We start from the raw sequence: 20,965 nt of genomic DNA, 5'->3' as shown, positions 1-20,965 counted from the left end.
CCGTGGCGGCAGGGGGCCGGCAGTTGTCGGTCCAGGCGATCGCGGTGGCGATCGTCGTCATCTACGCCGTCATCATCACCACCATCATCCTGTTCCTGCTCGACAAGCTGAGCAAGCTGCGCGTGCCCGTCGAGGTGCAGCGCGAGGGGCTGGACGAGCAGTATTACGGACAGAGCGCCTACAGCCTTTGGGGTATGAGGGCCCGAAAGCCGGACTGACGCGACGCTCCACTGGCGGCCGGGCGCCACTGGCCCCCGGGCCTCTATTTCTCCGTCGGAGGTGAACCGCTTCTGCCATGGAACTGACGCTCTTCATCTTCTTCCTCGTCTACCTTGCCATGGGGCTGGGCTCGCTGCCGTTCTTCAGGGTGGGGCGCACCGGTGCCGCGGTGATCGGCGGCATGGCGATGTTGACGATCGGCAGCATCACGCCGCAGCAGGCGTGGAACGCCATCGATTATTCCACGATGGGAATGCTGTTCGGTCTGATGGTGGTCTCCGCCGCCTTTGTGGTGTCCGGCTTTTACGGCTGGCTGGCGAGAAAGGCCGCAAGCTCCAACGTGTCGGAGCGCGCACTGCTGGCTATCCTTATCGTTGTCGGCGGGGTCATGGCGGCCTTTCTGACCAATGATGTTGTCGCGGTGTCGATGTGCCCGCTGCTCCTGTCGATCACCTTGGCGCGGGGGCTGAACCCGGTGCCGTTCCTGCTGGGCTTCTGCTTTGCCGCAAATACCGGAGCGTCCGGCACCATCATCGGTAGCCCGCAGAACATAATTGCCGCGCAGAAGCTGAACCTGTCCTTCGCGGGCGTGTCGGAGATCACCGCCGTTCCGGCGCTGCTGTCATTGCCAGTGATCTGGCTCGTCATCACCTACCTCTACCGTGACCGGTGGAAGCTGGCCATGCCCTCCACTGATGGGAACGGCGCCGCGGGGGCGACGGAGCCTCCTCCTTTCTCTGTGGGGGAAACGCTGAAGGCGGCCATCACCGCATTCGTAGTTGTGGTGGCATTCGTCTTCAGCGACTGGCCCCGCGAAACCGTCGCTCTTACCGCGGCGGGAGTTCTGCTGCTCAGCAGGCGCGTCTCGTCCAAGTCACTGCTGCACGAAGTAGATGGCGAACTCATCCTCCTCATTATGGGGCTGTTCGTCGTCAATGCTGGCCTGTCCGCAACCGGTTTGCCGCAGCAGTTCGTGACGTACCTCGCGGCCGAGGGCATCAACCTCAATAACCCGACTGCACTCTTCCTCATCAGCAGCGTCGTCAGCGATCTGGTGGGAAACAACCCCGCCGTCATGATGCTCGTGCCCTATCTTCATGTCGGAGGCGACGCGAATTATCTGGGTGCGGCGCTGTCGCTCGGCACGCACTTTTCCAGCAACCTGGTTGTATTTGGCAGCCTTGCGGGGATCATCATGGTCGAACAGGCGAAGGATCGCGGGGTGAAGATCTCCGGTGCCGAATTCTCCAAGGCGGGCGTCCTCGTCACCGCAGCCACGATGATCATCGCGGTCGTGTGGCTGCTGATCTGAGCCCGCAGACCTATGGCTGGGCTTCAACGGGTCGTGAAAGGATGGCCATTGATGATCCCGCATGTCGTTCTGCTTCGGGGCCCCGCCGGGCGTGGTCGCTGCCGCAGTCGTGCTGCTCTGCAGCCCAGCATTTTCTGCGGCTTTAGGGGGCGCGGACAAGTACCCTCGTTGCGATATAGGTCGGCCCGACTTCGGATCGTATCCCAGCAAGGCGGTCGGGCTGAGAAGGGCCCGACCAATCGAAAATCAAGCGTCGGAAGTGGCCGACTTGCGCTTGGACTTGGACTTGGACTTGGCTGGGGCGCCGTTCGCACCGCCGGTGTTCCGCGTCATACCCGGCTTGCGGCCTAGGGTCCACAAAATCAGCGTTGCGGAAGCAGGCGCCAAAAATAGGTTATCTTCAGCTTAGCGTTCTGGTGCGACGGCGACCTCTTCGAGAGGAGCAGGATCCCGTCTATCAACGATTCTGACCAATACGGAAAACGGGGGGACAGTTACAGAACTGTCACCCCGAAAAATGCTTGGCCCGGCTACCAAATTAGTGACAGGCCATAATCGAAGAACTGCGCGATTTTGCTTGTGCGCTGACGCGACAATTACAGACACGCGCTATCCTCCAAGTCAGAAAGGAACGTCGTCGTCCAGGTCGTCGGCGAAGCCGCCGCGCGACTGGCCGAAGCCGCCGCCGCTGCTGGCGCCGCCGCGGCCACCACCGCCGCCGCCGCCGCGACCGCCGCCGAAGCCGCCACCACCGAAATCATCGCCGCCGCCGAAGTCATCACGCGAGCCACCGCCGCCGCCGCCCGCATTGCCGCCGGGTCCGTCGAGCATGGTCAGGACGCTGTTGAAGCCCTGCAGCACGATTTCGGTCGAGTAGCGGTCCTGGCCCTGCTGGTCCTGCCACTTGCGGGTCTGCAACTGGCCCTCGATGTACACCTTCGACCCCTTGCGCAGGAAGCGTTCGGCGACGTTGGCAAGACCTTCGTTGAAGATCGCGACCGAATGCCACTCGGTCTTTTCCTTGCGCTCACCGGTATTGCGATCCTTCCAGCTTTCGCTGGTCGCGATGCGCAGATTCACCACCTTGCCGCCGTTCTGGAACGAGCGCGATTCGGGATCGCGACCGAGGTTGCCGACGAGAATGACCTTGTTGACGCTGCCTGCCATGAAGTTCCTCAGAGACCCGCGGCGACCGCGAGCCAGTATGTGATTCCGGCCATGATGTAAGCGGCGGCGAACAGATAGCCAACCATGAACAGCGGCCACTTCCACCCATTTGTCTCGCGTCGGGTGATCGCGATGGTGGAGACGCATTGCGGCGCGAAGACGAACCACATCAGGAAGGCGAGCGCGGTCGGCAGCGACCAGCGGCGCTGGAGATTTTCGACGATCGTCCGCGCCCCTTCCGCATCCTCCGGATCATCGACGGCATAGACGGTGCCGATCGCGGCCACCGCCACTTCGCGCGCGGCCATCGCGGGGATGAGCGCCAGCGCGATTTCGTGATTGAAGCCGATCGGCTTGACCACGACCTCGATCCCCGAGGCGATGCGGCCGGCGACCGAATAATCGACCTGGCTCTGCCCGTCGGGCGCCTTGGGGAAGCTGAGCAGCAGCCACAGGATAACGGTGGTGGCGGCGATGATCGTGCCGGCGCGCTTCAGGAAGAGCATCGCGCGGCTCCACAGGCCGATCGCGATGTCACTGAGGCGCGGCACCTGATATTTCGGCATCTCCATCATGAAGCCGGAGGACTCGCCGCTCGTCACCGTGCGGCGAAGCACCAGCGCGGCGACGAACGCCCCGAGGATGCCCGCGATATAGAGGCCGAGGAGGACCAGCCCCTGCAGGCCGACGCCAGGCAGCACCTGAGAGTTGGGGATGAAGGCGCCGATGATGATCGTGTACACCGGCAGGCGCGCCGAACAGGTCATCAGGGGCGCGATGAGGATGGTGGTCAGTCGGTCTTTTTCATCGCTGATCGTTCGGGTCGCCATGATGCCGGGGACGGCACACGCGAAGCTGGAGAGCAGGGGGATGAACGCGCGCCCCGACAGGCCGACGCCGGCCATCAGCCGATCCATCAGGAAGGCTGCGCGGACCATGTAGCCCGATGCCTCCAGCACGAGGATGAAGGCGAACAGGATCAGGATCTGCGGCAGGAAGACGACCACGGCGCCCACGCCGGCGATGAGGCCGTCGGTGAGCAGCGACTGGAACAACCCTTCCGGCACGCCGGCGCGGACCACGCCGTCGAGCCACACCATGCCATCCTCGATCCAGCCGATCGGCGCCTCCGACCAGCTGAACACCGCTTGGAACATGACGAACATGAGCGCGAGCAGCAGGATCGGGCCGAACACCGGGTGGAGCGCGATCGAATCGAGCGCATGGTTCCAGCGGCGGGTGGGCGTCTCGCTGACCGTGGCGAGGCGGGAGAGTTCGCGTGCGCGGCGCTGGAAGGTTGCGATCGGTTGATCGGCGGTGAGATCGCGCGGCGCGGCGGGACGGTCGGCGGAAGCGCCGCCGTCCACCATCTGGGTGAGCGCGGCGCGCAGCGTGTCGAGGCCGCGCTTGCGCACCGCCACCGTCGGGATGACGGGTACGCCCAGCTCCGTCGCCAGCGCCTCTGCGGAAAGGGTGAGGCCATCACGCTCGGCCAGGTCGACCATGTTGAGCGCGATCACCACCGGCAGGCCGAGCGCGATCAGTTGCAACGCAAAGCGCAGGTGAAGATCGAGATTGGCGGCATCGACCACGACGATCAGCGCGTCGGGGCGACGCTCCCCCGCCTGCTTGCCGAACAATACGTCGCGGGTGACCTGTTCGTCAGGCGAGGAAGGATCGAGGCTGTAGGTGCCGGGGAGGTCGACGAGCTCGATCGGGCGGCCGTCGTCGAGTGCCAAGCGGCCGGAGTGCCGCTCCACGGTGACGCCGGGGTAGTTGCCGACTTTCTGCCGGGCGCCGGTCAGCGCGTTGAACAGGGCGGATTTGCCGGCATTGGGATTGCCGACGAGCGCGATCAGCGGAAGATTGCTCATGTCAGTCGGCCGTCACCGTGATGGCGGCGGCGACGTTGCGCCGCAGGGCCACGGTCATGCGGCCGATGCGGCAGGCGACGGGGCCGCGGAACAATGTCGCGCGGTGCATCACCTCGACATGGACGCCCTCCTCAAAGCCGAATTCGCGCAGGCGGCGCGCCTCGGGCGTGGCGAGCCGGTCCCAGGCAATGGCGGTTACCGTTGCCGGACGGCGAACAGGGAGCGATTCGAGCGGGAGGGGAGAGGAAGCAAGCACGGCGCCGCTGTATCGGAGATGCGAACGATTATCAATTCCGATAGCGGCTGCGGTCGAACCCGGATGCGCCCGCGAACAGGCGCAGGGCCGGGCTGGCGAGTCAGACCACCGGGTAGCGCAGGCGGCCGACGAAGCGGCTGAGGCTGGGCCGGTGGCGGGCGCGGCGGACGATGCCGGCCTTCGCCTTTTCGAAGCGCATGATGCCGTCGATCCGGCGGCCGAGGAAGGCGCGTGTCTCGGCATAATCCTCGCTGTCGTCATCGAGGAAGACGGTGATGGTGGCGCCGTAGACCGCCAGCAGCATCCCGCGCTTGGTATAATGATTATAGTCGGTCGCCTTGTCGCCGGCGGCGCGCCACATGGCGTCGACGCTGCGCCAGCCGAGGCGGGTGGCGGTGGCGAGGTTCTGCGGCATGGCGAGGATCGCGAGCGCGCGGCGCAGCGCCTCCCGATGGGGAGCGGTGGCGGCAAGGCGCGCCTCGACCAGCGCGGTGATGCGCTGGCGGATCTTCATCGCGGCGAGCGTTTCCGGCGGCAAAGCGGCGAGCATGTCCAGATCGATCGTTTCGAACCAGGCGTCGATCATCGCCACCGGGCCGCCCTCAAAGGCGAGCGCGGCGACATCGCGATCGATGTTCTCGCCATCCGCGGCATAATCACGCGCGGTGTCCGACCAGCCGTCAAAGGCCGCATTTTCCGCGATGGCAGGCGCGAGACGCAGGCGGATCTCGTCGAGGGTGAGGTCTGCGGGATCAGTCATGCAATGCTTATACGCCGCAATCGGCCGCGGGGTACCATTCTCTTGTGCGACGCATGCGCTCAGGCGCCGGACACCGGAGGCAGGGGCAGGGGGCGGGGTGGCGCGATGCGCACCAGCACCAGTGCGATCGCCACGAGTGCGGCGCCGACGAAGTCAGCGACGCCCAGCGTCTCGCCATAATAAAGCCAGCCGACCAGGGCCGCGACGGTCGGCTGGGTGAGCAGTGCGAGGCCGATGACCAGCGGGCTGAGCCGGCCGAGCGCATAGATCATCAAGCCCTGACCAAGCACCTGGCTGAGCAACGCGAGCGAGATCAGCGGGGTCCAGTTCGCCGGCATGATCTTTTCGCCCAGCACCAACGCCGACACGAGCAGCGGCAGGATCGCTGCCGCCGAGGAGAAGCCCAGCGCGGGGAGGGGGGCCATGGTCTGCCGCGCGCGCGACATGAGGATGAAATAGCCGGCGTAGAGAAGGCCGGCGAGCAGGCAGAGGAGGTCACCGATGAAGTTCTGCGGCGCAAGCTGATAGGAGCGGCCCATTAGCAAGGCGGCGCCGATCGCGGCGAGGGCCAGCGCCAGCCCCTGTGTCCGCGTGGGCCAGGCACGGGCGACGAGGAAGCCGTAGAGCGGAAACACAAAGGTCGCCGCGTTGCCGAACAGGGTCGCGTTCGCAAGCTTCGTATGATGGATTCCGAGGTGCCAGGCCGCGAGATCGCCGGCGAACAACACGCCCGAGCCGATCAATATCCAGCCGAGCCCACGGACGCTGGAAAGCAGCCGGCCGCCAGTGGCCGCCGCCAGCACGAGGAGCACCGGAGTCGCCAGGCTGATTCGCCAGAAGGCCGCGGCCACCGGGCCGACATCAGTCAGCCGGACGAACCACGGACCGAAGGCGAGCGCCACGTTGCCCACCATCAGTGCGGCAAATGCGACCGCGTTGCCGCTTTCGCGCGATACAGCTTTTCTTGTGGTCGGACCCTCGTGCATGCTGCCCCCTAACCCCCTAGATCGGGGGAGTCCCGTGGCAAAATGAAACGGAAGGGAGATTGAATGCCGAGCTTGTTTGACCCGATCGAACTTGGGGCGATCCGCGCCGCCAATCGCGTGCTGATGGCGCCGCTGACGCGCACCCGCGCCGACGCCAACCACGTGCCGACCGAGATGATGATCGAATATTATCGCCAGCGCGCCGGCGCCGGGGTGATCATCTCCGAAGCGACCGGAATCAGCCCGCAGGGCCTGGGCTGGCCCAATGCGCCGGGCATCTGGAACGACGCGCAGGTCGAGGCGTGGAAGCCGATCATCGAGGCGGTGCACAAGGAGGGCGGCAAGATCGTCGCGCAATTGTGGCACCAGGGCCGGCTGGCGCGTCCCGACGTGAACAAGCTGCAGCCGCTGTCGGCGTCCGCCACCCGTGCGCCCTATCCGATCCCGGAAAAGAACCCTTATGGCGAAGCGCGTGCCGCCACGCTGGACGAGATCAAGGAAGCGATTGAGCAATATGCCCAGGCCGCGCGCAACGCGCTGAAGGCCGGGTTCGACGGCGTTCAGCTGCACGGCGCCAATGGCTATCTGATCGACCAGTTCCTGCGCGACAACACCAACCTTCGCGATGATGATTACGGCGGCTCGCCGGAAAACCGCATCCGGTTCATGAAGGAAGCGGTGCAGGCGGTGATCGCGGCCGCGGGCGCGGAGCGGACGTCGATCCGGCTGTCGCCCAATGGCGAGACGCAGGGTGCCGACGACAGCAACCCCGAAGCGGTCTTCATCCCGGCGGCCAAGGTGCTCGACGAGCTGGGCATCGCGTTCCTTGAGCTGCGCGAGCAATCGCCCGACGGCACCTTTGGCGCGTCGAGCGTGCCCAAGCTGAGCCCGCAGATCCGCAAGGTGTTCACTCGCCCGCTGGTGCTGAACCAGGATTACACGCTGGAGAAGGCGCAGGCCGATCTGGATTCGGGGCTGGCCGATGCGATCGCCTTCGGCCGCGCGTTCATCGGTAACCCTGATCTGGTTGACCGGCTGCGCGAGGGCCTGCCGCTGGCGCAGGACAACCCCAAGACGTGGTATTCGAAGGGCCCCGAGGGCTATATCGATTATCCGGCCTACAAGGCCGAGGCGGCCTGAACCGGCGCGCCGCCCTTCGCGACGCGCGGAGGGCGGCGAACCGTCGATGATCCTAGAGGTAGCGCGCGGCGGTTTCGCGGATCAGCGCGATCATGTTGGGAATGCCCTGCGTCCGGTTGGAGCTGAGCTGGTTGCGCAGATCGAACGGGGCCAGCGCGCCCTCGATATCAGTGGCGGCGATCGCCTGCGGTGTCGCGTCCTGCACGGTCTTCAGCACCAGCGCGATGATCCCCTTGGTGATCGCGGCGTTGCTGTCGGCGAGGAAGTGCAGCGTGCCGTTGTCGTTGCGGGTGGGATAGACCCACACCGCGGCGGAGCAGCCGCGCACCAAGGTCGCATCGGTCTTCAGCGCATCGGGCATCGGCTCGAGCGCGCGGCCGAGATCGATCAGCAGGCGATAGCGATCGTCGGCATCGAGGAATTCATATTCATCGCGAAGATCGGCAAGTTCGGGCGCGGCGTCTGACATCGCGCGGGGACTAGCGGCTTGCCGGAACAGCGGCAACCGGGCGGGTCACGCCCGCGCCGGGCAGAGGGGGTGGATCAAAGGTCCACCCCGGCGGCGATCGCCTCCAGCTTGCGGATGCGTTCGCGCAGGTCGGCGATCTCGATGCGGGCGCTGGTCGCCGCATGGGGCGCGCGGGCATCGGCCTCCTGGCGCAATTGCTGCTCCTTCAGCCGCAGCCAGCCGCGCCAGCCGGCGAGGCCGGCCGAAACCAGCATGGCAAGGCCGGCGAGCGCAGCGGTTGCCATGATCATATAGAAGCCGGGGTCAGGCATGACGTTGCTCCTCCTCGAACTCAGCGGTCGCGCAGCTCTTCGATCTGACGGCTCAGATCGGCGCTGCCGTGATTGTCGGTGATGACGCGCTCCAGGACCGCGATCCGCTCCTTGAGCTGAAGGATTTCCTCGCGGCTGGCGATCGCGTCGGCGGGTAACGCATGATCATCGGCGTCTCGCAGCCCGCGGTACTTCTCGCGCTGCATCCGGGTAACGGCCGTGATCAACACGATCGCGATGACCATGAAGGCGACAGACCATGGCATCGATCAACTCCTTGAAGAGGGGATATGTTCTTGTTCAGTTGGGCCGTTCGATGCGCGGCGGCGTCTCGCGCAGCTGCTCGATCTCGTCGGCCAGGACCACGCCGCGGTCGGTGACGATCCGTTCCAGCACGCGCACCCGCTGTTCCAGCCGTTCGGTATGGGCGGCATATTGCGCCGCCTTCTCCGCGGTCTGGGCATTGAGCGCCTCGGCCATTTTCTCCTTGTGCCGAAGCCAGCGGCGGAAGGAGTCCCCGCCCACGCCGAGGATCACCGGCAGCCCCACCACGATCATGAAGAACAGTAGAACAAAGCTGTACTTTTCCATGGTCCCGATCCTCAGTTGGCGCGGTCGCGCAGCTGCTCGATCTCCTGGCTGAGCAGGTGGCCGCTGTCGGTGACGATCCGTTCGACGTTCTGCAGGCGATCCTTCATCGAGCCGAGTTCGGCGCGAAGCTGGCCGTTTTCCTGCGTCAGCAGCTTCACCCGCTCGATCGTTTCATCGTCGCGCTTGGGATAGAGCGCCTGACCCCATTGGCCGTCGAGCGGATAGCCGTTGCGGATGCGCATCCAGGTCGTCGCGACCCAGCCGAGCATGGCGGCGACACCGACCGTGGCGATCACGGGGGCAAGGGCGGAGAAGAGCTGGATCTTTTCGGCGGCGGTCATGGCCTCTCCCTTTCATATTGGCGCGGCAATCAGCGCAGGTGCTCGATCTCTTCGGCGAGCTGGGTGTTGCGGCTGGTGTAGTGCGTCTCGATGTCGGCGAGGCGACGGTCCAGCTCGCGGAACTTGGAGCGGACCTCTGCCGTGGTGCGCTTCGGGTTCGAGCGCACGCCCTGCCAGAATTTCGCATCCTCCGGCGATCCGTAGAGGTTCGCAGGCCGGTCGCTCGCCATCCAACCGATCAGCAGATAGGCGATCAGCGTCCAGGGGAAGCCCCCGGCGAGGGTGAGCAGGATCAGCCCGATGCGGACCCACAGAACCTCGATTCCGGTATAGTCGGCGATCCCGGCGCACACGCCCTTCCACTTGCGTTCCTGCCGGTTGAGGTAAAATTTGGTGCGGCTGTTGTCGGCCATCAGTTCCTCCGCAGGTTCCGGTCTTCGAGCCGGTAGTCGGGTTCAGAGCGGTAGTCGGCGATGCCGGGGCGGAAATCGGGATTGTCGGCAGCGACGATGCGCTCCACCGTATTCACCCGATCCTCGAGCCGCTTCGCCAGCGAGTGGAGTTCGTCGAGCAGCGCCTCATCCTCGGTGGTCATGCCGCCGGGCGACTGCTTCCACTTGGTGACATAGTGCATGATCAGCCAGGGCAGCCCGATGAAGAGCATGCCCACGACGAAAACCGGTACGAGCACCTCTTCCATCATCAATTGTCCTTCTTCAGGCGCGCCTTGAGCGCGGCGAGTTCGGCGTCGATCTTGTCCGAGGCCTTGAGCTCGGCGATTTCCTCGTCGAGGCTCTTGGGCAGCGCGCCCAGGCCCATCGCATCGGCGCGGCCCTCCGCCTCATCGACCTTGCGTTCGAGCATCTCGAACCGGCTGAAGGCATCGTGCGTGCGCGGGCCGTTCCACATTTCGCGCAGGCGGGAGCGGTTGTTGGCGCTTTCCAGCCGGGTGGCGATGTTGTTCTGCCGGGTCCGCGCCTCGCGCAGCTTGTTCTGCAGCTTGGCGATGTCTTCCTCGGAGGAGCGGAGCGTGTCGTCGAGGACGGCAACCTCGGCGCGAAGCTGCTCGATCATGTCGGACGCCTTCTGGCGCTCAATCAGCGCCGCCTTGGCAAGGTCCTCGCGATCCTTCGACAGCGCAAGCTCCGCCTTTTCGGTCCAGTTCGACTCGATATCGGAAAGCTTGGCCATGTGGCGGCGCATCTCCTTGATATCGGCGATCGTCCGTGCCGCCGACGCACGCACCTCGACCAGCGTCTCCTCCATCTCCAGGATGATCATGCGGATCATCTTGGCCGGGTCTTCTGCCTTCTCGAGCAGTTCCGCCATATTGGCGGCGACGATGTCGCGGGTACGGGAAAAGATGCCCATCAACGAAACTCCTGGTGATGCCCTTTTATAGGCTTGCCGCCGGGGCGAAGCGAGGGAAAGACCCGCCCCGGCGGCGCCGTTCACGCGATCACGCGAACGAGGGGGGTAGCGGCCGAGCCCGCCTGTGCCGGGCCGACCGCGCCGACCACCATGGTGGTGCTGAAGACGATGGTGCAGGCGATGGCGGCGAGGGTGCGGCCGAGCGAAGCGAAGTTGGTCATGGTGTATCTCCCTACCTGATCTGTCAGACCCGACGTTGCGGGTATGCCGAGTGCTTTGCAGGGGGCGTGCCAATTTGACTTGGGCCAGGTTCGCTGAGCTTCAACTTTTTTCCGCAACGACCGAAACGCGCGCAAAAACAGCGATATAGATCTGGTGAGCGCCAGCCGGATGCCGCCGGCCGCGTGATTTGCTGCGCTCAAACACATATTGCCAAGCATTGGGAAAATGCGCCAAGGCTTGGGCGGGGCAGGGTGGAGCGACATGGTCGAACGGGCGACTCAAGTGATCGGTCAGTCGGGCGCGTTCCTCGACGCGCTGGAGCGCGCCAGCCGTGCGGCGGCGCTTGACCGTCCGGTTCTGGTCATCGGCGAGCGCGGCACCGGCAAGGAGCTGGTCGCCGAGCGGCTCCATCGCCTGAGCGGGCGGTGGGACCAGCCGCTGGTCATCATGAACTGCGCCGCGCTGCCCGAAACGCTGATCGAGGCGGAATTGTTCGGCCATGAGGCGGGCGCGTTCACCGGCGCGACCAAGGCGCGAGTCGGGCGGTTCGAGGAGGCGGATGGCGGTACCTTGTTTCTCGACGAACTCGGCACCTTGTCGATGGGTGCGCAGGAGCGGCTGCTGCGCGCGGTGGAATATGGCGAGGTGACCCGCATCGGCGCGTCGCGCCCGATCCGCGTCGACGTGCGCATCGTCGCGGCGACCAACGAACATCTGCCCGACAAGGTGGAGCGCAACGAGTTTCGCGCTGACCTGCTCGACCGTCTGTCCTTCGAGGTGGTGACGCTGCCGCCGCTGCGTGCGCGCAAGAGCGACATCATCGTGCTGGCGGACCATTTCGGGCGGCGCATGGCGGCGGAAATGGGATGGGAGCGCTGGCCCGGCTTCGCCCCGGCGGCGCAGGAGGCGCTGCGCGAGTATCGCTGGCCCGGCAATGTGCGCGAATTGCGCAACGTGGTGGAGCGCGCCGTCTATCGCTGGATGCACGAGGGGCCGATCGAGACGATCGAGTTCGATCCGTTCCAGTCGCCCTATCGGCCCGGGGCCGGAGGCGGCGATGGCGGCGCCCGGTCCGCACCGTCGATGCCCGCCATGCCGACCCCGCCCATGGCGTCGCAGCCGACGAAGCAGCCCGGCGCGATGACCGAGGGGGACGAGGTGGCGGCGTGTGACGTCGGCCCATCGGACTTCAAGAGCCGCGTCGCCTTGTTCGAGCGCGAATTGCTGTCGCGCGCGTTGGCCGAGAACCGGTTCAACCAGCGCGCGACGGCTGATTCGCTGGGGCTGACCTATGACCAGCTGCGCCATGCGTTGCGCCGCCACGACCTGATCGGGGCGGGCGGCTGAGGCCCACTGCAAGCGGCGATGCGCGATCGTTGAATCGGAGCGGTTGCGTAACGAGCATGCGGGAGCCATTTGGGTGGCGTCGCGTTCGATAGCGCGAACCCCAGAAGGAGGAATTTCATGGCATTCGAACTGCCGCCGCTGCCGTACGACTATGACGCGCTGGAGCCGGTCATCTCCAAGGAGACGATGACCTACCACCACGACAAGCATCACGCAGCCTATACCGCCAAGCTGAACGAGGGCGTCGCCGCCGATCCGAAGCTGGAAGGCAAGTCGATCGAGGAAATCCTCGGCATGATCTCGTCGTTGCCGCCGCTCGTGCGCAACAATGGCGGTGGCTATTGGAACCACGACTTCTTCTGGAAGATCATGACCAGCCCGTCCAAGAGCGGCCAGCCGACCGGCGCGCTGAAGGATGCGATCGACGCCTATGGCGGCCTCGACAAGCTGAAGGAAGACTTCAACGGCAAGGGCGCAGGCCAGTTCGGCTCGGGCTGGGCGTGGGTCATCAAGGATTCGTCGGGCGCGCTGAAGGTTGTGTCGACGCCGAACCAGGACAATCCGCTGATGGATGATGCCAAGGACAAGGGCACGCCGATCCTGGGCAATGACGTGTGGGAACACGCTTATTACCTCACCTACAAGAACGATCGCCCCGGCTATCTGAAGGCGTGGTGGGACGTGGTGAACTGGGAAGAAGTCGGCCGTCGTTTCGACGCCGCCTGACCAGCAGCGATCCGATCATTGATCGGGCAGGGAAGCGGGTGGACCTGACCGGGTCCGCCCGCTTTTCTTGTTTGTGGGCACGGCGGCGAGCACGCCGATTTACGTAGAACATCCAATGTCCGGCATCGGGCATAGGCATATCCTTTTCCGTCATGTGGGCCGGGTATTCACCGTATCGGATCAGTTCATCGCTTCCGGCGCCGGCTGCTCTCGATCATATTTCCGCTTCGCTGCCGACGGACCGCCCGCGGGCGGAGGGGACGGGCGCGCGATGATCGCCGACGTGGGCGCGCCGCAGATCGTCATCGTCGAGCTGGTGGAGGATTGCCGTGGTCGTCCCGATTGCGCTGTCCGCGCCGAGCGACCCGCCGACGCGCAGGCGGAAGATGAGATTCGCCGCGCGGGGCAGTCGAGCCTTCCGGAAGGCGGCCCCTCGGCGCTGCAATCCGACCAGCTGCCCAGCAGGGACGCGCCCGCGCATGATGTCACGTCGCTCTACGACAAGGACGGGTGGAAGCTGCGCTGGTATTTCCAGGGCGGGCTGAACCTGGTCAGCGAGACGAACCTGTTCTGGGACTTTGCGTCGGTTTACGCGCCGGACGCGAAGTTCAATTCCGACCAGACGTGGCTGGAAGGGTACGTCAAACCGGGCATCGGGTTCGACAAGACCTTTGCCGACGGCAACGTCTTCTACGGCAAGCTGTCCGGCGTCGCGTCGCGCACCTGGGGCACGGACGCGTTCGATGCGCGCAACAAGGGCGCGGTGACGCTGGAAGAGGCATATCTCGGCTTTCGCACGACGAACCAGCCGACCACCTTCGACGTGTCGCTGGGGCCGCGCGAATTGCAGCTGGGCAGCGGCATGCTGATCGCGAACGGCGGCACCAGCGGGTTCGATCGCGGCGCGCTGAAATTCGGGCCGCGCAAGGCGTGGAAGCAGGCGGCGATCGCGCGGGTCAAGAACGGCCGGCAGACGATCACCGGCTATTTCATCGAACCCAATGAGCTTCCCTCCAACGATGGCAACAACCAGCTGGCGGGCAGTGACGTGCGCTATGATACGCCCGAGGGCGACTTCGTCGGCTTCACCTACGTCAACGTCCTGCGATCCAGCTCCCCCTACATCCGCGCTGCTGCGGGCGGGCTCGGGGAGCCGACGATCATCCCCGACGGGCGCGACCAGCTGAATGCGATCAACCTGTATTTCAACGCCACCGGGCACAGCGGGGCGGTGCGCAACTGGTTCGTCACTGGCGACCTGGCCTATGAATGGAACAACCGGATCAACATGTCCGCCTGGGCCGCGCGGGCGCAGATCGGCCATAATTTCGCCGACCTGCCGTGGACGCCGACGCTCAGCTATACGTTCAAGATATTCTCCGGCGACGATCCCACCACGCCCAAGCTGGAGCGGTTCGACCCGCTCTATTACGAGGGATCGCCGGGTGCTTGGGCCACTGGCTCCAAATCGTCGATGGTGTTCATCAATTCCAACCTGAGGGCGCTGGAACTGGCGCTGGCGGTGCAGCCGTCCAAGAAGGACGCGCTGACGCTGCGCTATGCCTATATCAACGTGGACAAGCTCGCGAGCCCGATCCAGTTTGGCCAGGCAACCCGGCTGGTGTCGACGCCCAGCGGGTTCAACCTGATCGCCGGGGTGACCAAGCCGCACCTCTCGGACGATATCTTCCTCGAGTACAACCACGTCTTTTCACAGAACGTGTTCCTCACCGCGGGTGTGAGCGCGTCCTTCCCCGGCGCCGGGATCAAGGCGGCCTTTCCCGACAAAAGCCCCCCCATCTGGTCAGGAGCGTTCGTCAATGTCGTGGTCAATTACTAAGGCCGCCGCGCTTGCGGCGGTATGCTCGGCATCGCTCGCCGCGGTGGCGATCTCCAGCGCGGGCGCGCAGGAGGGAACCAAGGCCAGCAGCAGCAGCACGCAGCCGCCGCCCCTGTCGGCGCAGGCGTCCGACCCGCGAGTGATGGGATGGATGCAGGGGTTCCCGCCGCCGCCGGACAAGATCATCCGGCAGCCGCAGTCCGACTATTTCAGCTTCCCGAAGCTGCGCTGGTCAGTGTGCCACCTGCGCCAGTTCCTGCCGACGGTGCGCATCAGCCGCGGGATCGGCGACCCGGTTCCGCTGGCCTATGCCGAAGCGCCGACGGTGCGGCGGCGCACCAGCGAGATCAATGCGCTGACCTTCACCCCGCTCAATTCGAACACGCCGATGACGTGGGAGCAATCGCTGGCGGCCAATTACACCGATGGCATGCTGATCATGCATCGGGGGCAAGTGATCTACGAGCAATATAACGGGTGCCTGACCGTCGATGGCGTCCATGCGGCGATGTCGATGACGAAGTCGCTGACCGGGCTGCTCGCCGAAATCCTGGTCGCGGAAGGGAAGATCGATCCGAATGCACCGGTGACCAAATATGTGCCGGAAGTGAAGAACAGCGCGTTCGGTACCGCCACGGTCCGCGACGTCATGAACATGACCACGGGCCTCGATTATTCGGAGGATTACACCGATCCGAACGCGGGCGTGTGGAAATATGCCGAAGCTGCCAGCCCGCTGCCCAAGCCGGCGGATTACAAGGGCCCCAACGGCTATTGGGAATATCTGGCGCAGATCAAGCCGGAGGGGCGCAACGGCGAGGCGTTCCACTACAAGACGCCCAATGCAGACATGGTGGGGTGGATCGTCACGCGGGCGAGCAACCGCTCGGTCGCGGACCTGGCATCCGAGCGGCTGTGGCGGCCCATGGGGGCAGAGCAGAGCGCCTATATGACGGTGGACGGCAATGGCGTGCCCTTTGCCGGCGGCGGCCTCAGCGCAGGGCTGCGCGATATCGCGCGGCTGGGGCTGCTGGTCATGAACGAGGGGGTGATCAACGGCAATCGCCTGTTCCCGGCCGCTGCGGTGCAGGCGTTGCGCCGGGGCGGAGACCCGAGGAAGTTCGGCGATGCCTATCCGGCGCTGAAAGGCGGCAGCTACACCGGATTGTGGTGGATCTATCCCTGGGACGGCAAGGTCGTAGCCGCGCGCGGCGTGCATGGGCAGGCGATCTACGTCGACTTCGAAGCGCAAATGGTGATCGCGCGCTTCGCCTCGATGCCGTGGGCAAGCAACGCCTATAATGATCCGGTGTCGATGCCGGCGTTCCGGGCGGTGGCCAATTATCTGAAGACCCAGTGAGCGCAGCTTCACGGCAGGGTGAGCAAGGCTGGCGGCGGGTGCCGGGTGCATGATCGAACGTGCGACGCTCGCGGCCCGCCAATTGCGACGTTCGTGCCCGGACAAGGCGGCGACCGTTGCAGCAACATGATGGTGGGAAGGATCGCTGGCGCATGATGCGGGGCGATCGGCCCCGCTGGCTCCCTGAGTAGGATTCGAACCTACGGCCGCTCGATTAACAGTCGAGAGCTCTACCGCTGAGCTATCAGGGAACGCTGCGGGAGGCGCGTCTTTAGCCGGATTCTGGCGGCTTGCAACCCCCCGATTGCCGGATTTTTCTCAGACGATGAACTGTTCCATCGTAATCCGGTCATCCAGCGCGTGGCCGGGGTCGAACAACAGCGTCAATTCGCGTGCGCGATCGATCGCAATGTCGACCTCGCTAACCTCGCGGATCTCGCGCTGGTCGGCCACGGCGGAGACGGGGCGCTTGTTCTGGTCGAGCACGCGCAACTTGATTCGGGTCTTGTCAGGCAGGATCGCGCCGCGCCAGCGCCGCGGGCGAAAGGCGCTGATCGGGGTGAGCGCGATCAGCGCGGAGCCGAGCGGCAGGATCGGACCGTGCGCGGAGAGGTTGTAGGCGGTCGAGCCGGCCGGCGTCGCGACGAGGATGCCGTCACAGGCCAGTTCCTCCAGCACGACGCGGTCGTTGACCGACACCTCAAGCTTCGCCGTCTGGCGGGTTTCGCGCAGCAGCGACACTTCGTTGATCGCGGGAACGGTGTGGATGCGGCCGTCCGCCCCGGTCGCGGTCATCAAGAGCGGCGTCACCTTCACCGCGCGGGCGCTTGCGAGGCGTTCCTCCAGATCGTGCTGGCGCCATTCGTTCATCAGGAAGCCGACGGTGCCGAGGTTCATGCCGAACACCGGCACGCTGGAGCGGCGCGCGTCGAGCAGCGAGTGGAGTACCTGCAGCATGAAGCCGTCGCCGCCGAGCGCGATCACCAGATCGGCTTCGTCGATGTGGCACCAGTCCCACGCGTCGGCGAGCGCGGCCCGCGCCGCCTGGGCTGACGCGGTCGGCGAGGCGAGCAAAGCCCGCCGGGGGTAAAGCGTCATCCGCCGGTCACGCTCATATGCCGCGCCACGGCGGGCGCTGCCCCGCGTTCGATGCGGAAATCGTGCCGCGCGGGCTTGCCTGCGATGCCGAGCCGGATGGCATCGTCGAGCGCGGCGACGCCCCCGGTGCGCAAGGCATGTTTGAGATCCACCTGATCCTCATGCCCCAGGCATGAATAGAGTCGGCCCTCCGTCGTCAACCGCACGCGGTTGCACCCGTCACAGAAATTGGCGGTGAGCGGGGAGATCAGCCCCAGCCGGGTCGCCGTGCCGTCGACACGCCAGTAGCGGGCAGGCCCGCCGGTGCCATTGGTGTCGCGGGTCAGCGCGAAGCGGCTAGACAGGCGATCGAACACGGCCGTCAGCGGCAGGAACCGGTCGGTGCGGTCCTCATCAATCGCGCCGAGCGGCATGGTTTCGATGAGCGTCAGATCATGGCCCTGCGCCATGCACCATTCGAGCATGGGGGCGATCTCATCCTCGTTCAGCCCCTTCAGCGCGACCATGTTGATCTTGATCGCGAGCCCGGCGCGGTGACCGGCGGCGATCCCGTCGAGCACCTGCGCGACGTCTCCGTGGCGCGTGATATGCCGGAACAGCGCCGGATCGCGGCTGTCGAGGCTGACGTTGACGCGGCGCATCCCGGCGGCGACCAGCGCCTCGGCATGTTCAGCCAGCCGCGTCGCGTTGGTCGTCATGGTGAGTTCGTCGAGGCCGCGGTCGACATGGCCGCCGAGCCGATGCGCCAGTTCCACCACATCCCGGCGCACCAGCGGCTCCCCGCCGGACAAACGGATCTTGCGCACGCCAAAGGCCATGAAGCGTTCGGCGATGATCGCAATCTCCTCCAGCGCGAGCAGTCGGTTGCGCGGGAGGAAGGTCATCTTTTCCGCCATGCAGTAGCGGCATCGCAGATCGCAGCGATCCGTGACCGAAATGCGCAGGTAGCGGATCGACCGGCCAAAGCCGTCGATCAACGCGGTGGCGGCCGGCATTTCTCCCATATCGGAACAGCTAAGGACTGTTGGGCGGGGGAACAAGGGCTGGTGCATGGTTGCTGCAACGCGCGGCGCCCCATACGGCCGCAATGGTGAGCACAAAAGCGAGCGATATGACCGAAGTGGCGCTGGGTAGCGGTTGCGCGCCGTTGGCGCCGATCATCCGGTCGCTGGGGTGGCGGGCCGGCGGCGACACCGCCGACGTCCGGATGATCGATGCGGCGGCTGGCGCAGAGGCGGTGGCGACCGAGGGACTGGTGGCGGCGCGCGCGCGGGCCGCGCTGGTCGTGCTGCTGGCGCGTGAGGAAGAGGCCGCCGCCGCTTATGATGCCGGCGCGACGCACGTCTGCCTTTCGGGTGCGGATGACGCCGCACTGACGGTGACATTGCGGTTTGCGGCGCGTCACGCCCGTCGCTTGCGGGGCGCGGGGCAATTTCGCCGCGCCGGGGAGCCGAGCGACGGCGGGGTCGAGCGGTTCCTGGAGGCGCTGCGGCCCGATACGCCGGCGGCGGTGGCGGTAATTTCGATCTCCCGCTTCGACGCGGTGAACGTCGCTTATGGCCGTGCGGCGGGGGACAGCCTGCTGCATCAGGCCGGCGCCCGGCTGGCGCTGACGCTGCCCAAGACAGCGGTGATGGAGCGCGACAATGGTGCCGGGTTCATCGTTGCGCTGCGCGAGGAGGATGACGCCGCGTCGGCACGGATCGCAGCGATGGAGATTGCGCTGGGGCAGCGTTTCTCGCTGGGCGAGGAGGAAGCGAGCGTCGGTGCGCGGATTGGGCTGGCGCATCGGATCCCGGGCGAAAGCGCCGAATCGCTGGTGCGGCGCGCGCGCGACGCGCTCGCGCTGGCGTCGATCGGGGAGGGGGCGGCGGTGCGCATCGCCGCCGCGCCGCTCGCGGGGAACGGGATCGACCTGGCGGCGGACCTACACCGCGCGATGGATCGCGGCGAGATCGACATCCTGTTCCAGCCGCAGGTGCATATGACCGGCGACCAGGCGAGCGACCGGATCGTCGGGGTCGAGGCGCTCGCCCGGTGGGAGCACCCGCGCCACGGCGTGCTGGGGGCGAGCACCTTGTTTGCCGCGGCGGCGCGGGCGGGGCTTGGTCTGCCCCTGTCCGAACATATCCAGTCGCTGGCGCTTCGCCGCGCCGGGGCATGGGGCGGGGCATTGGCCGGGCTGCGGGTGGCGGTGAACGTCACCGCAACCGATCTCGCCCGCACCGATTTCACCGAGCATTTCCTGGCGATGATCGCGCGGGCGGGGATCGCGCCCGATCGCGTAACGGCGGAAGTGACCGAAAGCGGGCTGGTGACCGACCTTCCGCTGGCCGCGCGGCGCTTGCAGCAACTGCGCGACGCAGGGTTGCGCGTGGCGATCGATGATTTTGGCACCGGCTATTCCAGCCTTGCCTATCTGAAGGCGCTACCGCTGGATTATCTGAAGATCGACCGCAGCATCACGCAGGACATCATGGGCGGGCCGCGCGCGCGGGTGGTGGTCAGCGGCGTGATCGCAATCGCCGCCGGGCTGGGGCTGCGCACGATTGCCGAGGGGGTGGAGAGCGTCGCCGAACGCGACCTGCTCGCCTCCGAAGGCTGCGACCTCTATCAGGGATTTCTGCGGGCGGGGCCGGTCGACGAAATGACGCTTGCGCGGCTGATCGGAGGGGAGAGCATATGACCATCGTCGCATTCGCCATCGCGCAGGCTGTCGCCGCCGCCGCGGCAACCGCCAGTCCGCAGGCAGCGATCGAAACGGAACTGGCCGCCAGCGCGGCCGGGTGGAACAGCAGCTCGCTCGATCGGTTCATGTCGGTCTATGCCGATGATGCCGTCTATTCCTCCGGCAAGGACATGGTGCGGGGCAAGGCCGCAATCGCCAAGCGCTACGCGGGCAGTTTTGCCGAGGGCGGCAATGCGCGTGGGCGGCTGTCGTTTCAGCCCGCCGCGTGGCGGACGATCAGCAACGTCCACATGCTGCTGGTGGCGCGATGGACGCTGACCCCGGCGAGCGGCACGGCGCAGACCGGCCTCACCACCTTGTTGTTCGAACGGCGCAAGGACGGCTGGCGGATCATCGCCGATCACAGTTCCTGAACGGCGCCGCGAGCTCACCAGAGGAGCGCGCATGACCATCTTCACCATCGGTTATGAAGGGGTGACGATGGATGAGTTCATCGCCGCCCTGCAAAAGGCGGGGGTGGAGCGGGTGATCGACGTGCGTGCCCTGCCGCTGTCGCGCAGGCCCGGTTTTTCCAAGTCGACGCTGGCGGCGTCGTTGCGTGCGGCCGGGATCGACTATGTCCATCTGAAAGCGCTGGGGACGCCAAAGCGCGGGCGCGACGCGGCCAAGAAGGGCGACGTCGCGACGCTGCGCGAGGTCTATGACGATCAGCTGGCGCTGCCCGAGGCGCAGGCCGCGGCAGCGCAGATGCGGGCGCTGGCGGCGGAAAAGCCGAGCGCGCTGCTGTGTTACGAGCGTGATCCCTGCCACTGCCACCGCACCCTCCTGTTGCAGGAAGAGGGTGGGGGCGAGAAGGTGGTCGACCTGTACGCCTGAACCGGCGCGA

General features: G+C 66.0%; 25 protein-coding genes, 1 tRNA gene and 1 pseudogene. 10 read left to right on the top strand and 17 right to left on the bottom strand.

Annotated elements, in window-relative coordinates:
* Together CA236_RS16630 and CA236_RS16625 are read left to right on the top strand one after the other, a co-directional pair.
* Positions 1–218: pseudogene (locus CA236_RS16630) on the top strand (ammonium transporter); the annotation flags it as partial.
* A 77-nt stretch (positions 219–295) separates the two neighbouring features.
* Positions 296–1,531, top strand: a complete 1,236-nt coding sequence (locus tag CA236_RS16625) for an SLC13 family permease (RefSeq protein WP_125946448.1) — start codon at positions 296–298, stop codon at positions 1,529–1,531.
* 621 nt (positions 1,532–2,152) lie between these two features.
* Here CA236_RS16625 and ssb read toward each other — a convergent pair.
* From ssb to CA236_RS16600, 5 genes are all read right to left on the bottom strand, one after another.
* The gene (gene ssb, locus CA236_RS16620) at positions 2,153–2,698 is read right to left on the bottom strand and encodes a single-stranded DNA-binding protein (protein WP_125946447.1); all 546 of its coding nucleotides are present in this window, start codon (positions 2,696–2,698) and stop codon (positions 2,153–2,155) included.
* Positions 2,699–2,706: 8 nt separating this feature from the next.
* The gene (locus CA236_RS16615) at positions 2,707–4,572 is read right to left on the bottom strand and encodes a ferrous iron transporter B (protein ID WP_206430610.1); all 1,866 of its coding nucleotides are present in this window, start codon (positions 4,570–4,572) and stop codon (positions 2,707–2,709) included.
* 1 nt (position 4,573) lies between these two features.
* The gene (locus CA236_RS16610; RefSeq protein WP_046408818.1) at positions 4,574–4,828 is read right to left on the bottom strand and encodes a FeoA family protein; all 255 of its coding nucleotides are present in this window, start codon (positions 4,826–4,828) and stop codon (positions 4,574–4,576) included.
* Positions 4,829–4,928: 100 nt separating this feature from the next.
* Complete coding sequence (locus CA236_RS16605; RefSeq protein ID WP_046408819.1) at positions 4,929–5,588, bottom strand: COQ9 family protein; 660 nt, start codon at positions 5,586–5,588, stop codon at positions 4,929–4,931.
* Positions 5,589–5,647: 59 nt separating this feature from the next.
* Positions 5,648–6,574: a DMT family transporter gene (locus CA236_RS16600; protein WP_125946446.1), complete on the bottom strand. Its 927-nt coding sequence runs from the start codon at positions 6,572–6,574 to the stop codon at positions 5,648–5,650.
* A gap of 63 nt (positions 6,575–6,637) precedes the next feature.
* Between CA236_RS16600 and CA236_RS16595 the strand changes: the two genes are divergently transcribed.
* On the top strand, positions 6,638–7,714 hold the full coding sequence (locus tag CA236_RS16595; protein ID WP_125946445.1) for an alkene reductase: 1,077 nt from the start codon (positions 6,638–6,640) through the stop codon (positions 7,712–7,714).
* Positions 7,715–7,766: 52 nt separating this feature from the next.
* On the opposite strand, the gene CA236_RS16590 is transcribed toward CA236_RS16595, so the two are convergent.
* The 9 genes from CA236_RS16590 to CA236_RS18850 form a co-directional block, all read right to left on the bottom strand.
* Positions 7,767–8,183: a SufE family protein gene (locus CA236_RS16590; RefSeq protein WP_125946444.1), complete on the bottom strand. Its 417-nt coding sequence runs from the start codon at positions 8,181–8,183 to the stop codon at positions 7,767–7,769.
* Positions 8,184–8,257: 74 nt separating this feature from the next.
* Complete coding sequence (locus CA236_RS16585; RefSeq protein WP_046408823.1) at positions 8,258–8,494, bottom strand: hypothetical protein; 237 nt, start codon at positions 8,492–8,494, stop codon at positions 8,258–8,260.
* A gap of 20 nt (positions 8,495–8,514) precedes the next feature.
* On the bottom strand, positions 8,515–8,739 hold the full coding sequence (locus CA236_RS16580) for a hypothetical protein (protein ID WP_125946443.1): 225 nt from the start codon (positions 8,737–8,739) through the stop codon (positions 8,515–8,517).
* A gap of 55 nt (positions 8,740–8,794) precedes the next feature.
* The gene (locus CA236_RS16575) at positions 8,795–9,085 is read right to left on the bottom strand and encodes a hypothetical protein (RefSeq protein ID WP_046408825.1); all 291 of its coding nucleotides are present in this window, start codon (positions 9,083–9,085) and stop codon (positions 8,795–8,797) included.
* An 11-nt stretch (positions 9,086–9,096) separates the two neighbouring features.
* A complete protein-coding gene (locus CA236_RS16570) occupies positions 9,097–9,426 on the bottom strand; it encodes a hypothetical protein (RefSeq protein ID WP_046408827.1) in 330 nt (109 codons plus the stop codon).
* 29 nt (positions 9,427–9,455) lie between these two features.
* On the bottom strand, positions 9,456–9,839 hold the full coding sequence (gene pspC / locus CA236_RS16565) for an envelope stress response membrane protein PspC (RefSeq protein WP_125946442.1): 384 nt from the start codon (positions 9,837–9,839) through the stop codon (positions 9,456–9,458).
* Positions 9,839–10,126 carry an envelope stress response membrane protein PspB gene (pspB, locus tag CA236_RS16560; RefSeq protein ID WP_046408829.1) on the bottom strand — a complete coding sequence of 96 codons (288 nt, stop codon included), beginning with the start codon at positions 10,124–10,126 and terminating at the stop codon, positions 9,839–9,841. Before pspB ends, pspC begins: the two co-directional genes overlap by 1 nt.
* Before the next feature lie 2 nt (positions 10,127–10,128).
* Positions 10,129–10,797 (bottom strand): phage shock protein PspA, encoded by a 669-nt coding sequence (gene pspA / locus CA236_RS16555; protein ID WP_046408830.1) that lies wholly within the window; start codon positions 10,795–10,797, stop codon positions 10,129–10,131.
* An 80-nt stretch (positions 10,798–10,877) separates the two neighbouring features.
* Positions 10,878–11,018, bottom strand: coding sequence for a hypothetical protein (locus tag CA236_RS18850; RefSeq protein WP_164518968.1), 141 nt, complete (start codon positions 11,016–11,018; stop codon positions 10,878–10,880).
* 226 nt (positions 11,019–11,244) lie between these two features.
* Between CA236_RS18850 and pspF the strand changes: the two genes are divergently transcribed.
* The 4 genes from pspF (at position 11,245) to CA236_RS16535 (ending at position 16,292) form a co-directional block, all read left to right on the top strand.
* Positions 11,245–12,366, top strand: a complete 1,122-nt coding sequence (gene pspF, locus CA236_RS16550) for a phage shock protein operon transcriptional activator (RefSeq protein WP_241212724.1) — start codon at positions 11,245–11,247, stop codon at positions 12,364–12,366.
* A gap of 117 nt (positions 12,367–12,483) precedes the next feature.
* Positions 12,484–13,092, top strand: coding sequence for a superoxide dismutase (locus CA236_RS16545; RefSeq protein WP_125946441.1), 609 nt, complete (start codon positions 12,484–12,486; stop codon positions 13,090–13,092).
* Positions 13,093–13,363: 271 nt separating this feature from the next.
* Complete coding sequence (locus CA236_RS16540) at positions 13,364–14,932, top strand: alginate export family protein (RefSeq protein ID WP_125946440.1); 1,569 nt, start codon at positions 13,364–13,366, stop codon at positions 14,930–14,932.
* Positions 14,913–16,292: a serine hydrolase gene (locus CA236_RS16535; RefSeq protein ID WP_125946439.1), complete on the top strand. Its 1,380-nt coding sequence runs from the start codon at positions 14,913–14,915 to the stop codon at positions 16,290–16,292. Before CA236_RS16540 ends, CA236_RS16535 begins: the two co-directional genes overlap by 20 nt.
* Before the next feature lie 176 nt (positions 16,293–16,468).
* Here CA236_RS16535 and CA236_RS16530 read toward each other — a convergent pair.
* The 3 genes from CA236_RS16530 to moaA form a co-directional block, all read right to left on the bottom strand.
* Positions 16,469–16,543 (bottom strand) — tRNA-Asn (locus CA236_RS16530).
* Positions 16,544–16,610: 67 nt separating this feature from the next.
* Positions 16,611–17,390, bottom strand: a complete 780-nt coding sequence (locus CA236_RS16525; RefSeq protein WP_046408834.1) for an NAD kinase — start codon at positions 17,388–17,390, stop codon at positions 16,611–16,613.
* Positions 17,387–18,394, bottom strand: coding sequence for a GTP 3',8-cyclase MoaA (gene moaA / locus CA236_RS16520; RefSeq protein ID WP_125946438.1), 1,008 nt, complete (start codon positions 18,392–18,394; stop codon positions 17,387–17,389). The genes CA236_RS16525 and moaA overlap by 4 nt, the downstream gene beginning before the upstream one ends.
* A gap of 107 nt (positions 18,395–18,501) precedes the next feature.
* Between moaA and CA236_RS16515 the strand changes: the two genes are divergently transcribed.
* Genes CA236_RS16515 through CA236_RS16505 form a run of 3 tightly spaced genes read left to right on the top strand, consistent with a single transcriptional unit; the run spans position 18,502 to position 20,955 of the window.
* Positions 18,502–20,076 (top strand): GGDEF domain-containing phosphodiesterase, encoded by a 1,575-nt coding sequence (locus CA236_RS16515; RefSeq protein WP_125946452.1) that lies wholly within the window; start codon positions 18,502–18,504, stop codon positions 20,074–20,076.
* A complete protein-coding gene (locus CA236_RS16510; protein ID WP_046408838.1) occupies positions 20,073–20,492 on the top strand; it encodes a DUF4440 domain-containing protein in 420 nt (139 codons plus the stop codon). The genes CA236_RS16515 and CA236_RS16510 overlap by 4 nt, the downstream gene beginning before the upstream one ends.
* Positions 20,493–20,523: 31 nt before the next feature.
* Complete coding sequence (locus tag CA236_RS16505; protein ID WP_125946437.1) at positions 20,524–20,955, top strand: DUF488 domain-containing protein; 432 nt, start codon at positions 20,524–20,526, stop codon at positions 20,953–20,955.
* Positions 20,956–20,965 lie beyond the last annotated feature (10 nt).

This window comes from Sphingomonas sp. ABOLG, from assembly GCF_003950435.1.
GTDB classification, from domain to species: domain Bacteria; phylum Pseudomonadota; class Alphaproteobacteria; order Sphingomonadales; family Sphingomonadaceae; genus Sphingomonas; species Sphingomonas panaciterrae.
Note: the sequence above shows the minus strand (reverse complement) of the source record. Positions and strands in the feature narration are given on the sequence as shown.

Excerpts from the sequence above, each read along its gene's own strand:
- CA236_RS16615 (WP_206430610.1), bottom strand. The coding sequence starts at position 4,572 with ATGAGCAATCTTCCGCTGATCGCGCTCGTCGGCAATCCCAATGCCGGC.
- CA236_RS16575 (WP_046408825.1), bottom strand. The coding sequence starts at position 9,085 with ATGGAAAAGTACAGCTTTGTTCTACTGTTCTTCATGATCGTGGTGGGG.
- CA236_RS16540 (WP_125946440.1), top strand. The coding sequence starts at position 13,364 with ATGATCGCCGACGTGGGCGCGCCGCAGATCGTCATCGTCGAGCTGGTG.
- pspF (WP_241212724.1), top strand. The coding sequence starts at position 11,245 with ATGCGCCAAGGCTTGGGCGGGGCAGGGTGGAGCGACATGGTCGAACGG.
- CA236_RS16505 (WP_125946437.1), top strand. The coding sequence starts at position 20,524 with ATGACCATCTTCACCATCGGTTATGAAGGGGTGACGATGGATGAGTTC.
- pspB (WP_046408829.1), bottom strand. The coding sequence starts at position 10,126 with ATGGAAGAGGTGCTCGTACCGGTTTTCGTCGTGGGCATGCTCTTCATC.
- CA236_RS16585 (WP_046408823.1), bottom strand. The coding sequence starts at position 8,494 with ATGCCTGACCCCGGCTTCTATATGATCATGGCAACCGCTGCGCTCGCC.
- ssb (WP_125946447.1), bottom strand. The coding sequence starts at position 2,698 with ATGGCAGGCAGCGTCAACAAGGTCATTCTCGTCGGCAACCTCGGTCGC.
- CA236_RS18850 (WP_164518968.1), bottom strand. The coding sequence starts at position 11,018 with ATGACCAACTTCGCTTCGCTCGGCCGCACCCTCGCCGCCATCGCCTGC.
- CA236_RS16625 (WP_125946448.1), top strand. The coding sequence starts at position 296 with ATGGAACTGACGCTCTTCATCTTCTTCCTCGTCTACCTTGCCATGGGG.
- CA236_RS16510 (WP_046408838.1), top strand. The coding sequence starts at position 20,073 with ATGACCATCGTCGCATTCGCCATCGCGCAGGCTGTCGCCGCCGCCGCG.
- CA236_RS16580 (WP_125946443.1), bottom strand. The coding sequence starts at position 8,739 with ATGGTCATCGCGATCGTGTTGATCACGGCCGTTACCCGGATGCAGCGC.
- CA236_RS16570 (WP_046408827.1), bottom strand. The coding sequence starts at position 9,426 with ATGACCGCCGCCGAAAAGATCCAGCTCTTCTCCGCCCTTGCCCCCGTG.
- pspC (WP_125946442.1), bottom strand. The coding sequence starts at position 9,839 with ATGGCCGACAACAGCCGCACCAAATTTTACCTCAACCGGCAGGAACGC.
- CA236_RS16605 (WP_046408819.1), bottom strand. The coding sequence starts at position 5,588 with ATGACTGATCCCGCAGACCTCACCCTCGACGAGATCCGCCTGCGTCTC.
- pspA (WP_046408830.1), bottom strand. The coding sequence starts at position 10,797 with ATGGGCATCTTTTCCCGTACCCGCGACATCGTCGCCGCCAATATGGCG.
- CA236_RS16590 (WP_125946444.1), bottom strand. The coding sequence starts at position 8,183 with ATGTCAGACGCCGCGCCCGAACTTGCCGATCTTCGCGATGAATATGAA.
- CA236_RS16595 (WP_125946445.1), top strand. The coding sequence starts at position 6,638 with ATGCCGAGCTTGTTTGACCCGATCGAACTTGGGGCGATCCGCGCCGCC.
- CA236_RS16515 (WP_125946452.1), top strand. The coding sequence starts at position 18,502 with ATGACCGAAGTGGCGCTGGGTAGCGGTTGCGCGCCGTTGGCGCCGATC.
- CA236_RS16525 (WP_046408834.1), bottom strand. The coding sequence starts at position 17,390 with ATGACGCTTTACCCCCGGCGGGCTTTGCTCGCCTCGCCGACCGCGTCA.
- CA236_RS16535 (WP_125946439.1), top strand. The coding sequence starts at position 14,913 with ATGTCGTGGTCAATTACTAAGGCCGCCGCGCTTGCGGCGGTATGCTCG.
- moaA (WP_125946438.1), bottom strand. The coding sequence starts at position 18,394 with ATGGGAGAAATGCCGGCCGCCACCGCGTTGATCGACGGCTTTGGCCGG.
- CA236_RS16600 (WP_125946446.1), bottom strand. The coding sequence starts at position 6,574 with ATGCACGAGGGTCCGACCACAAGAAAAGCTGTATCGCGCGAAAGCGGC.
- CA236_RS16545 (WP_125946441.1), top strand. The coding sequence starts at position 12,484 with ATGGCATTCGAACTGCCGCCGCTGCCGTACGACTATGACGCGCTGGAG.